General features: G+C 30.5%; 16 protein-coding genes and 3 tRNA genes. 18 read left to right on the top strand and 1 reads right to left on the bottom strand.

Translation table 11 applies throughout. The features are described 5' to 3' along the window. The 11 genes from M0Q24_RS10295 to M0Q24_RS10245 all read left to right on the top strand — a co-directional run. The coding region (locus M0Q24_RS10295; RefSeq protein WP_295050380.1) for a carbon-nitrogen hydrolase family protein at positions 1-1,406 on the top strand (1,406 nt) is incomplete at its 5' end. Between the two features lie 20 nt (positions 1,407-1,426). Next, positions 1,427-2,137, top strand: coding sequence for an SDR family NAD(P)-dependent oxidoreductase (locus M0Q24_RS10290; RefSeq protein WP_295050378.1), 711 nt, complete (start codon positions 1,427-1,429; stop codon positions 2,135-2,137). Positions 2,138-2,239: 102 nt separating this feature from the next. Continuing rightward, a complete protein-coding gene (locus M0Q24_RS10285) occupies positions 2,240-2,743 on the top strand; it encodes a hypothetical protein (protein WP_295050377.1) in 504 nt (167 codons plus the stop codon). A gap of 121 nt (positions 2,744-2,864) precedes the next feature. Next, on the top strand, positions 2,865-3,092 hold the full coding sequence (locus M0Q24_RS10280) for a hypothetical protein (RefSeq protein WP_295050375.1): 228 nt from the start codon (positions 2,865-2,867) through the stop codon (positions 3,090-3,092). A 4-nt stretch (positions 3,093-3,096) separates the two neighbouring features. Next, positions 3,097-3,315: a hypothetical protein gene (locus M0Q24_RS10275; protein ID WP_295050373.1), complete on the top strand. Its 219-nt coding sequence runs from the start codon at positions 3,097-3,099 to the stop codon at positions 3,313-3,315. 78 nt (positions 3,316-3,393) lie between these two features. Further along, positions 3,394-3,470: transfer RNA gene (locus tag M0Q24_RS10270), tRNA-Arg, on the top strand. Between the two features lie 104 nt (positions 3,471-3,574). Further along, positions 3,575-3,651 (top strand) — tRNA-Met (locus tag M0Q24_RS10265). 162 nt (positions 3,652-3,813) lie between these two features. Next, positions 3,814-3,954, top strand: a complete 141-nt coding sequence (locus M0Q24_RS10260) for a hypothetical protein (RefSeq protein WP_295050371.1) — start codon at positions 3,814-3,816, stop codon at positions 3,952-3,954. A gap of 66 nt (positions 3,955-4,020) precedes the next feature. After that, positions 4,021-4,096, top strand: a tRNA-Arg gene (locus M0Q24_RS10255). 669 nt (positions 4,097-4,765) lie between these two features. Further along, positions 4,766-5,914: a plasmid recombination protein gene (locus tag M0Q24_RS10250; protein WP_295050369.1), complete on the top strand. Its 1,149-nt coding sequence runs from the start codon at positions 4,766-4,768 to the stop codon at positions 5,912-5,914. A gap of 149 nt (positions 5,915-6,063) precedes the next feature. Beyond that, positions 6,064-7,608, top strand: coding sequence for a hypothetical protein (locus M0Q24_RS10245; protein ID WP_295050367.1), 1,545 nt, complete (start codon positions 6,064-6,066; stop codon positions 7,606-7,608). Here M0Q24_RS10245 and M0Q24_RS10240 read toward each other — a convergent pair. Next, complete coding sequence (locus tag M0Q24_RS10240) at positions 7,591-8,775, bottom strand: site-specific integrase (RefSeq protein WP_295050365.1); 1,185 nt, start codon at positions 8,773-8,775, stop codon at positions 7,591-7,593. The two genes, M0Q24_RS10245 and M0Q24_RS10240, sit on opposite strands and share 18 nt — an antisense overlap. A gap of 460 nt (positions 8,776-9,235) precedes the next feature. Here M0Q24_RS10240 and M0Q24_RS10235 point away from each other — a divergent pair, with 460 nt between their 5' ends. From M0Q24_RS10235 to M0Q24_RS10205, 7 genes are all read left to right on the top strand, one after another. Beyond that, positions 9,236-10,312, top strand: coding sequence for a site-specific integrase (locus M0Q24_RS10235; RefSeq protein ID WP_295050363.1), 1,077 nt, complete (start codon positions 9,236-9,238; stop codon positions 10,310-10,312). Positions 10,313-10,385: 73 nt separating this feature from the next. Next, positions 10,386-10,574 (top strand): type II toxin-antitoxin system HicA family toxin, encoded by a 189-nt coding sequence (locus M0Q24_RS10230; protein ID WP_295050361.1) that lies wholly within the window; start codon positions 10,386-10,388, stop codon positions 10,572-10,574. Positions 10,575-10,583: 9 nt separating this feature from the next. Further along, positions 10,584-10,985: a type II toxin-antitoxin system HicB family antitoxin gene (locus M0Q24_RS10225; RefSeq protein WP_295050359.1), complete on the top strand. Its 402-nt coding sequence runs from the start codon at positions 10,584-10,586 to the stop codon at positions 10,983-10,985. A 230-nt stretch (positions 10,986-11,215) separates the two neighbouring features. Beyond that, a complete protein-coding gene (locus M0Q24_RS10220) occupies positions 11,216-11,953 on the top strand; it encodes a TIGR04255 family protein (RefSeq protein ID WP_295050357.1) in 738 nt (245 codons plus the stop codon). 2 nt (positions 11,954-11,955) lie between these two features. Further along, positions 11,956-12,321 (top strand): hypothetical protein, encoded by a 366-nt coding sequence (locus M0Q24_RS10215; RefSeq protein WP_295050355.1) that lies wholly within the window; start codon positions 11,956-11,958, stop codon positions 12,319-12,321. Further along, the gene (locus M0Q24_RS10210; protein ID WP_295050353.1) at positions 12,318-12,713 is read left to right on the top strand and encodes a hypothetical protein; all 396 of its coding nucleotides are present in this window, start codon (positions 12,318-12,320) and stop codon (positions 12,711-12,713) included. Before M0Q24_RS10215 ends, M0Q24_RS10210 begins: the two co-directional genes overlap by 4 nt. Positions 12,714-12,854: 141 nt before the next feature. Continuing rightward, positions 12,855-13,109, top strand: coding sequence for a hypothetical protein (locus tag M0Q24_RS10205; protein WP_295050351.1), 255 nt, complete (start codon positions 12,855-12,857; stop codon positions 13,107-13,109). Positions 13,110-13,156: the final 47 nt, after the last annotated feature.

The following is a 13,156-nucleotide window of genomic DNA, read 5'->3' as shown; positions in this document are numbered from 1 at the left end:
AGATAAAAACTCTGACAGAGAAGTTTCCTGATGGTCAGATTGTTATCAAAGTTGATGGCGAGATAGCAGCTTGTGCTCTTTGTATAATAGTTGATTATGATAAATTTTCACATCATCATACATATAGCCAAATCACAGGAGATTATACTTTTAGTACTCATGATGATGATGGAGATATTTTATATGGCATCGATGTTTTTGTAAAACCAAGGTTTAGAGGGCTTCGTTTAGGGCGACGTTTGTATGACTATAGAAAAGAGCTTTGTGAAAAACTAAACTTAAAAGGCATAGCTTTTGGTGGAAGGATCCCAAACTATCACAAATATGTAGATGAGATCTCGCCAAAAGAGTATATAGAAAAAGTAAAAAGAAAAGAGATAGATGATCCTGTACTAAACTTTCAGATCTCTAATGACTTTCATCCATCTAAAATCTTAAAAGGCTACTTAGAAGGAGATTCAGACTCTGGAGAGTTTGCAGTACTTCTTGAGTGGGATAATATCTACTATGAGCGTCCAAATAAAAAAGCGACAACAAAAAAGAAGATAGTTCGTTTAGGCTTAGTACAGTGGCAGATGAGATCTTACTCTAACCTAGACGAGTTGATGCAACAAGCGGAATACTTTTTAGATACAGTCTCAGGATATCGTTGTGATTTTGCGCTTTTTCCAGAGTTTTTCAACGCACCACTAATGGCTGTAAACAACCACATGTCAGAACCAGATGCCATAAGAGAGCTAGCAAAACATACGCAAAATATAGTCAAAAGATTTTCTGAACTCTCTATCTCTTACAACATAAACATCATCACAGGAAGTATGCCAGAGATGAAAGATGGAGATCTCTACAATGTTGGGTATTTGTGCAGAAGAGATGGAAGTACAGAGAGATATGAGAAGATTCATGTGACTCCAGATGAGGAGAAGATCTGGGGAATGCAAGGTGGAAGTGGTCTTAAGACTTTTGATACGGACTGTGGAAAGATAGGGATACTCATATGTTATGATGCTGAGTTTCCAGAACTTAGTCGTTTGCTTGCAGAAGAGGGAATGGATATTCTTTTTGTACCATTTTTAACAGATACGCAAAATGGATACTCTCGCGTAAGACTATGTTCTCAAGCTCGTGCGATTGAAAACGAGTGTTATGTGGCATTGGCTGGGAGCGTTGGAAATCTACCCAATGTACATAACATGGATATACAATTTGCACAATCAGCAGTATTTACACCATGTGATTTTGCATTTCCTACCAACGGGATCAAAGCAGAAGCCATAGCAAATAGTGAGATGGTTCTCATCGCAGATGTTGACATAGACTTGCTAACTGAGCTTAACACCTTTGGAAGTGTAAGAAACTTAAACGATCGAAGAAAAGATATTTTTGAAGTTGTAAAAAAATATTAAAATTAAAATAAGGTAAAAAAATGAAAAATAAAATTGTATTAATAACAGGTGCTAATGGCGGGTTAGGACGTATTTTTGTAGAGAAGATTTTAAAATCAAATCCAAAGAAAATCTATTGTTCAGCAAGAGATCTTAGCAGTTTGCAAAAGATCAAAGAGTTGAGTGATATTGTAGAAGTCATAGAATTAGACATCGCATCAAAAGAGTCCATAGATAAAGCAGTAGCAAAGATAGACAAGCTTGATATTCTTATAAATAATGCTGGAGTAAACTCAAATACAAAGATATTTGATGATAGTTTTATAGATCTAGAAGTGAACTTAAAAGGAACTAGTAACTTAACAAAAGCACTTTTTGAAAAACTAAAAAGCTCAAAAGGCATGGTTGTAAATGTTACTTCAGTATTGGCGCTAGTTAATCTTCCCGCCTTAGGAAGCTACTGCGTTTCAAAAAGTGCATTGCACTCACATACACAAGCATTAAGAGCTGAGTTTGGGTTATTTGGTGGAGAAGTTTATGAGGTGCTTCCTGGACCTATTGATACAAAAATGACAGAGGGCTCTGCAATGCCAAAAACAAGTCCGCAAGATATTGTAGATGCGACTTTAAATGCAATTAAAAATAAAGTTTATGAGATCTATCCTGATGGGTTTGCACAAATGATTAGACAAAGACTTCAAGATGAGCCAGAGAAGGTTATAGAAGAGTTTGCTATGAGCATTCAAGGATAGAGAAAAGTTCTTTAAAAAATATCAAGAATTATAACTAGATTGTAATAGCATCATAATTTAAAATTAAGATACTGTAGTATGTCAAAAAAAATCGGAGAAAGTATGAAAAAAATTATAATTGGGTTATTTGTATCATTGATGCTTGTTGGATGTAGTTCAACAGCTGAGCCAGAACAAGCAGTAGAACCAAAATTAGTAGTTGGTAAAAGTTTATCAGATATAGCGTTAAATGATCAGTTTGAAAAAGCACATAAGGTAGGTGCATCTACAAAAAAAGTAATATTCGCATTTTCTAAAGATATAGCACATACATGTAATGACTTTTTTGTAACACAGTCTCCTACATATTTGAGTCAAAATGATACACAGTTTGTAGCAGATGTAAGTGCAGCACCTTCGCTAATAAGAAGTATGTTTATATTACCAGGGCTTAAAGACTTTAAACACACAGTTTTACTACTTGACGATAAAGAAAAAGCAGCACCTTACAGATCAGAGATGAATACTGAAAAAATAGTTGTTGTATACGTTGAAGATGAATTAATTACAAAAATAGTAACTCTTAGCTCAGAAGATGAGCTTAAAAACGTTATAGAAGCTAAGTAGCTTCTGTAACAAACCTCTCTTAGTGAAGTTTTAAAATCAAAGTCTATTGTTTAACAGAGTGAAGTAAAGATTATAGTTTTTGTGATAGAATTATATTAATACAAAATATATAGGAATCTTTATGGAAAATCAGACAAACTTAGATAAATTAAACGATAAAATATCTCAAATACTACAAAGCTATAACTCCTTAAAAGAAGAAAATAAAACTTTTCGCACAGATCTCATAACGCTTAGAGCCGAAAACCAAGCTAAAGATATAGAAATAGAAAAACTAGTAGAAGCAAATCTAATGAAAGATTTAGAGATAGAAGAGATAGTTGAAAAAATAGAAAGTATCTTAGGGTAAAGAGATGAGTAAAAAGATAGGTTTACTTATAGGAGGTCGACGTTTTGACGTTGATGTAGAAGATAGTTTTGCACCTTTTTTAGAAAAAAACATGGCAAAAGACTTTAATAAAGATGGAAATAACGACTTAAAAAAACTACTTCATGCTTATGTGAGAAGAACGCATGAGCTTTATTTACAAGAAAAAAAGATAGAAGATTTACTCAGCAAAACAGAACTCTAATTTTAAATAGTTGCCATTTTATAATAGTATAAGCTAGAATGGCTATAATTTCATCCTCTTTAAATAAGAGAATGGTGTGCGCTCGTAGCTCAGCTGGATAGAGCACTGGTTTGCGGTACCAGCGGTCACACGTTCGAATCGTGTCGGGCGCACCATACTTTCTTAAAAATTATTTCCCACAAATTTAATTCTTAATTTTTTGATTTTATCAAATAACATCTCTTTTGTCATGTTTATTTGCTTCGATTCATTAACATATCGCGGAATAGAGCAGTTCGGTAGCTCGTCGGGCTCATAACCCGAAGGTCACAGGTTCAAATCCTGTTTCCGCAACCAAAACTAAATCCTTTATTTATAGGTTTTATAACAACATTTTTAAACAATTTAACTAAACTTATACATCGTATCATTAAGCTACATTAAACACTTTTAGGACCCGTCAACTTGTTATTTCCCTATTGTTAAATGATTTAATAACATTAAAATAAAGGAAAACAGATGTCAAATCAAAATATCAATCAGACACAAAGAGTAAAAGTACTTTTAAGATTATTAGATAATCAAGAAAACATTGAAATAGCTTGTAGTAAAGCTGGACTAAATGTAGAAGTAGCAAAAAAAATATTATCTTTAATCTAAGATCATAATAAATTAAATTAATGGCACTCACGGCATTGATTTAATTTAAATATATTTTAGACAATACTCCTTATCGCTTAACTGGATAAAGCAATCCCCTCCTAAGGGATAGCTCGTGGTTCGAGTCCACGTAGGGAGACCAAATCTATTTTAGAGATATACTTCTTAAGAAATTATTTTAACATTTCAAATTATTTAGTAGTAATTTTTTTATGGAATAAAAGATTAAATAGACTTTATTTACTTGTTGTAGATGTTTAAGAGTGGTGTCAAGAGGTCTACTGTGAATCTCTGCAAAGCCCCAAGATGTAGGCAAATTGACCATTTCAAAATCCTTATTTAAGTTTCCCAAAAGTTTCTCATCTATCTTTTAAGTAGTAAATTGTAAGCCAAAACAGCTTAATGGTAGTTTTTTTGGTAACTTTTTTTTTAAAAAAAAGGTAGAAAGCTTAAAAGCAACAATTTAGAGAAAAGTCACAAAATGCAATTTTAGGAAGCTTTTTATTCTACAGTTATTTTTGCATTGTGTGTTTTTCTTTTTAAAAACTCCTTAGCTTTGAGAGCATAGCTCAACTCTCTTTAAGAGAATAGCTTTCTATTCTCAGAGCTTTAGCTCCATTTTCTCAACGAGAAAATAGATGTAATTTCACCATGAAAATATTATCGTAGATAATTTTTTGTGGTGACATTAAACATCGTGCATAATAATTTGCCAAAATTGTTAAAACATTCTTATAATTAAATATCTAAAGGAGTGCATATGAGCAGCACATTTTTAGAAATCAAGAGTTATAAGTTGAGAAGGTCTTTTATGAGTAGGTTGCAGCACAATGATAGAAAAACAAATCTATCAAGCGGCAAGGCTAAAGGTCAAGAGTTTATCAATCATGTCAGTATCAATGATAGAAAATCTTTAAGTAAGAAGAGAGAGCAAAGAGAAGATGACAGAACAAGAACTATAATCTCAAATGAGATTAGTAAGTTAGAGTATAGAATGAAAAGAGCCAAGGGGCAAAAGTCAAAAGATAAAGCAAAAGCAAGAATTGAGAAGCTGATAGAAGAGAGAGACAATACAAGCAATCTTGTCAAAGAAGCTCACAAAGCTTATACAGAATTAACTTTCAGTATAACTTCTCTACCTTTATACAGGAGGGATAAAACTTATGCAAAAGAATTGAGCGAGCTTGTTAATCATTATGTTTCAAAAAACTTTCCTAGCATGAAAGTTGTCTTATCTGTTGCTCATCTTGACCAAGCAAGCCCTCATGTTCATGTTAATGGCTTCTTCAATGAGTATGATAGTTTAACTACTGACTTAAATAACAGTTTCGGTAAGCAACCTTTTGGCAAGCATTATTCATTAGTTCAAAAGGACTTTAATGATTATGTACAAAAATCAGGAATAGCTGACAAGTACAATATTAAAGTTGATAAAGTAGTTAAGGGCGGCAAGAAGACTTATATCAAAAGTCTTGCATCATATAAAGCTATGCAAAGAAGAGCAGATAAAAGAGCAAGTGATATAGTCAGTAAATATGTTGATAAAGTTTTGAAAAAAAATGATACATGGGCAGGTATTGATTATCAAAAAGCTATAAAAGATATCTCTTCAAAACTCCAAGAACAATATGCAAAGAATCTAGTTGTGAATTTGAGATCTGATGAAATTTATGAGATCATGGAAAATTCTCTTTCTCTTAAAAGTGAAGTTGAAACATTGTCAAATAATAAAGTAGCGTTAGATAAAACATTACAAAATAGTCTTTCAAGATTAGATAAACTTAGTGATTCTTATGTTGATTTAGAGAGTAAACATAAAACACTTAAAAGAAGCAAAGAAGAGCTTGAAACTGCACATAGTAAAGAGTTGAGAGAGTTAAAAGATAAAGTTAAGGAATTAGAAAACAAATTAAATCCACAAGTTGAGCAGGTTAAAAGCTCTTTTTCTAGGAGAAGATAGTTTTACTTTTTCTTTAAATTCAGCATTATATAAGTTTTTTTATGTAATATACAAAAATAATTATTTTCAACTTATAATTAGTATCCAAAGAAGTAGAAACTTTTGTGGTCATGCCAAGCCGCCACAAAAGTTTTTGCTGGGATAAGAGCTTGGCAGTTATTATCCCAAAGGATAATAATTTGAAAGCTCTCTCCCAGAATTCTTTTAAAACTTCACAAAATACACAAGACATAAATCTCACTTCTCATTCATATTTACCAGAATATCTCAAAGAAATAACTGACTCTCATCATCACTATGTTTTTCCACATACAAGAAGTTTGTATAAGTCACAGCTCAAAGAGTTTTTAGATTTAAAGATTCCTTTAGCCTCCCCTTGTTTTACTAATAACACTAATGTATCCCTACTTCAATTTTCCAGGGATGAGCATTCTGATTACTGTAAGAAGGCTTTTCATTCTTATTTTCATTATAAGAAAAAAGGTAGAGAAGCTTACTTTAATAATAGTAAAAGTATCAAATACTTCAAAAGCAAAAAATCAGGTAAAATAGGCTTTTATAAGGAAAATCTTCAGCAAGAATATAAAGATAAAGCTATAGAAGCAACTATGCTTTGGAATCAAATAGAGCAAGAAGCTAAACTTAGCGGCTTAATACCTGTTTTTTTTACTGCTACACTAAAAGGACACTTGCATCCTTTCCCAAAAGGTGGCAATATCTCTAAAGTTGGCTTTGACTATGAAAGAGACTTTAAAGCTGGTATTGCTGATCTTCAAAGTTTGCATAGGGATATAATGGTTCAATCAAATAGAACTTTGAGCTATAACATCAAATTTTTCAGAGCATTGGAATATCACAAAAGTTATGTAGGTCACAGTCATGCTGTCTATTTTGTTAAACCTCAGGATTCAGGTTCTTTTGAAGCAATACTAAAAAATAAAATCAGTCTAAACCAAAACATTGGTAAGCATGATATAAAAGTAATTGATGAATATGAAGAGAATTTTTCTATCCCATATCTTCTTAAATATATGAAAAAATCTGCTTTCAATATGACATTGGATGAGTTAGAAGTTTTTGATGGCTGGAGGAGAGCTTTAGGCATCAGAAATCTTTACTCACAAAGTAGATTAACTGTGCCCAAGTGGGTTATTAGAAAGACCAAGTACTATTTTGGAAAGACCACACTCAGTGGCAAGATTAATAAAGATTATTGGAAGCTTAGTCATAAGTCTTTATATGAGTGTATAAGAGCAAATGTAAGCATAAATAGTAAAGTTTATGATACTGAAAATAATTTGCTCAGAGAGTATAATGTTGATCCACTGGAGCAAGAAAAGTATAGAGTAGCGAGAACTAGAGAAGAGATTTGTCACTATGAAACTTTTAATAAAGAAGAGTTTTTAAAAAGAAAAACATACAAGACAAAGAGCTTGACTGTCAAAAAGATTTTAAAGAATAAGGAACTTCTTGTTTATGATAAGGGCTGGTATGAAATGTTAGAGATTGAGGTGGGGGCTTGCTCAAGAGTTGGGCATGGTGTACTTGCTAAGTTAATGAAACTTGAAGCAAAATCAAAACAATTAAAACTTATTACTTCTTCATTCAAAAAATGGTTTAATGAGAATGAAACATTGTTTTATATAGAAAATTTCTTGAAAGAAGAAGAGTTGATATTAAATACAAAACTCTGAAAAATCTACTTTATCCATGAGTTCTTTTAAGAGTTTATAATCTCTTCTCATTCTGATGTAGTGCTTGTCTGTTATGTCATTCTTTGTGCTATGTCCCATGAGTGACTTGTGATTTAGGTCATTAAAGTTGTCACTTAGAAAAGTGATTTGAGCAAAATTTTGTCTCAAACTTCTTATGTTGATTTCTCCTTTAATCCTTTCTCCCAAAACTTCTTTAAAGATTTTGTTAGTATTTGTTCCTACGCTTTCTTCTCTATATATCTGTGTAACATCTTTTAGCATGTCATAGAAGACAAAGTCCTCTTTGTCTTTGTTTTGTGTTTGCTCTTTTATTATGTCTGTAATGCCTATATGTAGGGGTATAATTCTCAGAGCATACTCTGTTTTGGTTCCTTTGGTATCTATGAAAGACTTTTCAAAGTCTATGTCTTTGACTCTTAAACTAAGCATCTCTCCTCTTCTCATGCCAGTGTGTAACATAGATTTTATAAAGTTGTAGTCTTCTCTTAAATTATGTTTTATAGTGTGTTGCAAGATTGCTTTTAGCTCTTCTGCTTCAAAAGCTCTCTCTTCTGTCCTTTTATCATTACTTAGCTTTTTCAATGCTTGAAATGGATTATTGTATATGAAAACTTGCTCAGCAAAGTAGTTAAATAGTGTTTTAGCTTTTACAATAACTTCATCAACTGTTCTAAGTGCTTGTCTTTCATATTTGTCTAAAAGTTTTTTCCCCGTAGCACTTTCTGTGAGTGTTCTCAAATTTTTACCCTCAAGTTCTTTGATACTTTTGTAGTTTCTTGGTAGTTGTAGTAAAAAGTTTCTAAAATTACTTGCTTCAAGTTTATCAATGTTTTTGACTAGTGTGTTTTCTCCAAAATACATGTTCAGGTAGTTGATAGCTTGTTTATACTTTATGAGTGTTTTATTGCTTGTCTTTGCAAGTTCTCTAAAGTTCAAGAAGTGTTCAGAGCATCTTTTTAAAGTGTTTTTGTCTCTTGTGGTTAGAGTTGTAGAACTGACATTATGAGTTTTGCTTAGTCTGTTAATCTTATTTGTTATAGTTGCTGTTATTTCTTTTATTAATTTTTCTTCTTCTTCATTCTCTGCAACTATAGTAACTGTATTCTTTGATTCAGCTGTTATAAAACCTTTTCTTATCTCCCACATTTTGAGCCTCTTCAATATTTTTTCTCTTAGAATGATACTCAATGTGAGATTATTTGTAAATAAAGACTTCTTAACAATGCAGTTTTTGTCAATTCTTATAACAAAGTAGTAAGTCTTCTCTCTTTTTAAGAGATGTTTTGTGTTATATATGCCAATTTTCTTTAAATGTTTCTCAGCTCTGCTAAGTTTCCCAAAAGTTTCTCTTATGTCTTGAAAGTCCCTATTTGTGGGGGTTCTAGGGGTGTGATTGGTGGTGTCAAGAGAGGGACTCGAACCCTCGACCTCCGGCTTATGAGATAGAGGCTCTAAAAATACAAATTGATACAAAATGTCTATTTTACGATAGTTGAAGTTGTTTGTTAAGTTTATATATAGTAATATTCGGAATATTATTACAGATGATTACAATATAAAGTATTACCAAAAGTATTACCCAGGGAATTAGATGGCTTTTCCAAAGTTGACAAAAACAAACTATAAAGGGATAAATACATATAAAGATGTGGTTAAAGGAACAGTATTTGTAGGCTCATTTAGAATAGCTGGAAAGCTATATAAAAAAATAGTAGGCTACACGAATGATAGATATAATACAAATGCTAAAATGGCCTTTATTAACAAAGAATCTCTTATTGAAAAACATAAAAATCAAGACTCTCAAAAGATAAAAAAGATATATACTTTTGAGCAGCTTTTTGATGAATACATAGAGTCTGTTAAGCAAGCTCAAACAGTTGCAACAATAGAAACTAAAGAATACTATTTTAAAAAGCATATAAAAAGTAAACTCGGCACTAGATATATAGCCGATATTATTCCAGGGGAAATTCAAAAAATCATAAATGAAATGTTGAAAAATGGCTATGCTCCTCAGACTGCAAAACACTTAAACAATATTGTAAAAGCAACATTAAACTATGCTATTAGAATGAAGTATATAGATTCAAATATAGCTGATAATGTAGAACTTCCAAAGTTTGATAATACAGTAGAATACACTCTTACGAATGATGAAGCTAAAAAGCTGTTTCATGTAATTTTAAATTTTAACGAATTGGTTTATAGAGGCATTTTTAGTTTTTTACTTCACGGACATAGAAAATCAGAAGTGTTGAATTTATCCTGGGAATATATAGATCTAAATAATAGAGTTTATGAAATACCTGCAAAGATCAATAAAGCAAAGAAAAACAAGAAACATCCAATTACTGATTTTTTGTTTTCAATACTGATAGAAGTTGATGATAAAAGTGGTTATGTTTTTAAATCTCCTGTGACTGGAACTAAATTTAATGATATTAGAAAAGCTTGGGCAAGAATAAAAAAAGAAGCAAAGATTAATAAACCGTTTCGTATCCATGATATAAGACATTTGATAGGGAATACAACTATAAATGAGCTTGGACTTAGTTCAAATGTTGCAGCAGCTATCTTAGGTCATTCAACAACTAAGATGGTGGAAGAAAGATACAGTGATGTTAGAATAGATACAATGTCTAAAGGCTTAGATTTAATATTTGAGCATCTTAAGAAGTGACTACACACTATACACATAATTTTATTTATTGTTAAGTAATTAGTGTGTATAATGTGTATATAAAAGGGGTAGCATGAATGCTAAAGAGATTTTAAAACTATTAGAACAAGCAGGGTTTTATAAAAAATCTCAAAATGGTTCTCATGTTAAAATGACAAACGGTACTAAAATTACTATTGTTCCAGACCATGGAAAAAAAGATGTAAAAATTGGTACGGTAAAAAGTATTGAAAAACATACTGGCGTCAAACTCTTAAAGTAAGGATTTATTATGAAATATATTGCATTCATATACGCGGATGAAGATGAAGACGGGTTTAATGCTATGATTCCAGATTTGGATGGCTGCTTTTCTTGTGGTGATACATTTGAAGAGGCTTGTGTTATGATTAAAGAAGCTGGAGAGCTTTACTGTGAAGATTTAAAAAAACTTCCTAAGGCTTCAACTTTGAAAGAACTTTTAGATAGGAATGATTTAGACATACCACAAAATGCTATTCCTCAACTGACAAATGTAAAAGTTGAAAAACTAAAACGAATTAATGTAATGATGCGTACTGATATTATTGATGTATTGCCTGAGAGACTTGTAGAATTTAATGGAAATAGAAGTGCGTATCTACAAAACTTAGTCATTCAAGACTTGCACTCACACAAAATAGCTACCTTTTAAAATTGCTTTACCTTCAATCTCTCTTGAGGGATAATCTACAAAGAACTAACTAAATAACTAAGATGCTAAAAGAAAGATATAGTGATGTTAGAATAGATAATATGTCTAAAGGTTTAGATTTGATATTTGAGCATTTGAAACAATAGATATTTGTATAAGTTTATATAACTATATATATTTTTATGTTATATTCCACTATAATGACGAACTTAATTGAAAAGAGTGTAAAAATGAATTTACCTGTAAAGTTAGGCAAAGTTTCAATAATTGATGTAATTACTGAGTTTAGATTTAGTAATAAAAAAAATATAGAAGATATTTTTATGGATATGTACAGTTCTCTAAAAGTGGAAGGGTACAGCTATAAAAAACTGCCAATTATGGAATTACCTTTAGCTATAAGGGAAGGCGATAAGAATTTAAAATATAATCCTTATTACCAATTAACAAAAGATGCTATGAATATAAATATAGGTCCAAGTGTTATTTCATTTAGTGTAAAAGGTTATTATTCGGGATGGGATGATTATAAATCATTAATTCTTGATAACATGAATAAATTTAATCATCTTCTACTTGATTGGGGATTAGAAAGATCTTCTATGAGATATATTAACTTTTTTGAAAATGATAAAATTTTTGATAATTTAAATATTAATATTAATATAGACGATAACTTGTGTGGAATGGTTGCTGCTTCAAGTACAAGTATTTATGCAAATGAATTTGTTTGCAAAGATAATATAACTCTAAAAATGCAAATAGCTGAGAATATTGAAATACAAAAAGAAGACTCAACTGAAAAAGAAATTGGATCGATGATTGATATAGATAGTTTTTCTTATGACATAAAAAAATCAGTAGATGATATAATTGAAGAGTTGCATAGTAAAGTAAAAATAGTATTTTTTAACTTACTTAAAGATGATTTTTTAAAATCATTAAAACCTAATTACGAAAAGGAATGATTGTGTTAGATGCATTATATGTTCCACCAAGTACAAGAACTGCACCATCTGAATATGTTTATTACACAGAAAATTTAGATGTTTTATATGCTCAGTATTTTAATGTGACATCAAAATATCTTGATATCAAAAGTTTTGATACTAAAATATCATTATCAACACAAATTTCTATGGAAATTTCGAAACTAAATTATAATATTGTAGATATTAAAAAAAGTGAATTTAAAGATGCAGGAAAGTCTTTTAAAGTTTACACAGTTGAGTTAGAAGAAAACATAGAAGACTACTCTGTTCTTCTTCAAGAAGAAAAAAAAATAAGAAGAGATTTGGGGCTATACGATAAAAATATAATTTTGGAAATAGTTTGAGTTTTATCACTGAACAATACTATAAAAAACTTTGTGACGCACAGCTTATTCAAATCAGAAATTCGACAAATATTAAACCACCAGCAGATATTGAAGTACTACAAAGAAATCTTGTAAGCAGGTTATATTACACAGCTTATTTACACTGTTCCAATGTAGTTAGCAATAGAGATACAACTACAGAATTTACACACAATAAAGTAATAAACATATTATCTAAAGAATATAAGTTAGAAATGACATATCTTAAAGGACTTCGAAGAAAAGCTGATTATGAAATGGATATTTTTCTTGAACCATTTAAAATAAAATCTGGCTCAGCTAAATTAGAGAGACTTAAAGCAGTAATTGAAGATATCTTAAATCAAGATGAAAGTTCTTTATCTAAATAATAAAAATTATTTAATATTATATAGACACAATTACATTTTAGGATTTTAAGAAAAAAAATATACACTATAAATGAAACTATTTATAAGAAGATATTGAACTAAAACAAGTCATACTATCCTATTCAAAATTAAAGGATAAAAATGAAAAAGATATTATTAGTTGGATTGTTTGTAATGGCGACTTCTGCAATAGCAGATAAGGAAATGGGTTGTGTTGAAACAAATTTAGGAGATTGTAATTTTTTTTATAGTTGCAAAAATAATGTAAGTATATCAATAAAAAAAGAAGTAACTGGTGGTAATACTAAAGGTCCTACTTGTGGCAAGATAGTTGAAAAAAATATTATAGTTGATAAAACTAAGTCTGTTATAACTATAGCTAATCCGCAAGGTTAATTAAAAAACCTGATATCTACATTTAACATAGTTTTCTTTAAATAGTT

This window comes from Sulfurimonas sp. (genome assembly GCF_023228785.1).
Taxonomy (GTDB): Bacteria; Campylobacterota; Campylobacteria; order Campylobacterales; family Sulfurimonadaceae; genus Sulfurimonas.
The sequence above is the reverse complement of the archived record's forward strand: the minus strand, read 5'-3'. Positions and strand labels throughout refer to the sequence as shown.

What these genes read in the sequence shown, in the direction of transcription:
- M0Q24_RS10290 (WP_295050378.1), top strand. Translation starts at nt 1,427, where the DNA reads ATGAAAAATAAAATTGTATTAATAACAGGTGCTAATGGCGGGTTAGGA.
- M0Q24_RS10205 (WP_295050351.1), top strand. Translation starts at nt 12,855, where the DNA reads ATGAAAAAGATATTATTAGTTGGATTGTTTGTAATGGCGACTTCTGCA.
- M0Q24_RS10220 (WP_295050357.1), top strand. Translation starts at nt 11,216, where the DNA reads ATGAATTTACCTGTAAAGTTAGGCAAAGTTTCAATAATTGATGTAATT.
- M0Q24_RS10250 (WP_295050369.1), top strand. Translation starts at nt 4,766, where the DNA reads ATGAGTAGGTTGCAGCACAATGATAGAAAAACAAATCTATCAAGCGGC.
- M0Q24_RS10230 (WP_295050361.1), top strand. Translation starts at nt 10,386, where the DNA reads ATGAATGCTAAAGAGATTTTAAAACTATTAGAACAAGCAGGGTTTTAT.
- M0Q24_RS10225 (WP_295050359.1), top strand. Translation starts at nt 10,584, where the DNA reads ATGAAATATATTGCATTCATATACGCGGATGAAGATGAAGACGGGTTT.
- M0Q24_RS10240 (WP_295050365.1), bottom strand. Translation starts at nt 8,775, where the DNA reads ATGTGGGAGATAAGAAAAGGTTTTATAACAGCTGAATCAAAGAATACA.
- M0Q24_RS10285 (WP_295050377.1), top strand. Translation starts at nt 2,240, where the DNA reads ATGAAAAAAATTATAATTGGGTTATTTGTATCATTGATGCTTGTTGGA.
- M0Q24_RS10275 (WP_295050373.1), top strand. Translation starts at nt 3,097, where the DNA reads ATGAGTAAAAAGATAGGTTTACTTATAGGAGGTCGACGTTTTGACGTT.
- M0Q24_RS10260 (WP_295050371.1), top strand. Translation starts at nt 3,814, where the DNA reads ATGTCAAATCAAAATATCAATCAGACACAAAGAGTAAAAGTACTTTTA.
- M0Q24_RS10280 (WP_295050375.1), top strand. Translation starts at nt 2,865, where the DNA reads ATGGAAAATCAGACAAACTTAGATAAATTAAACGATAAAATATCTCAA.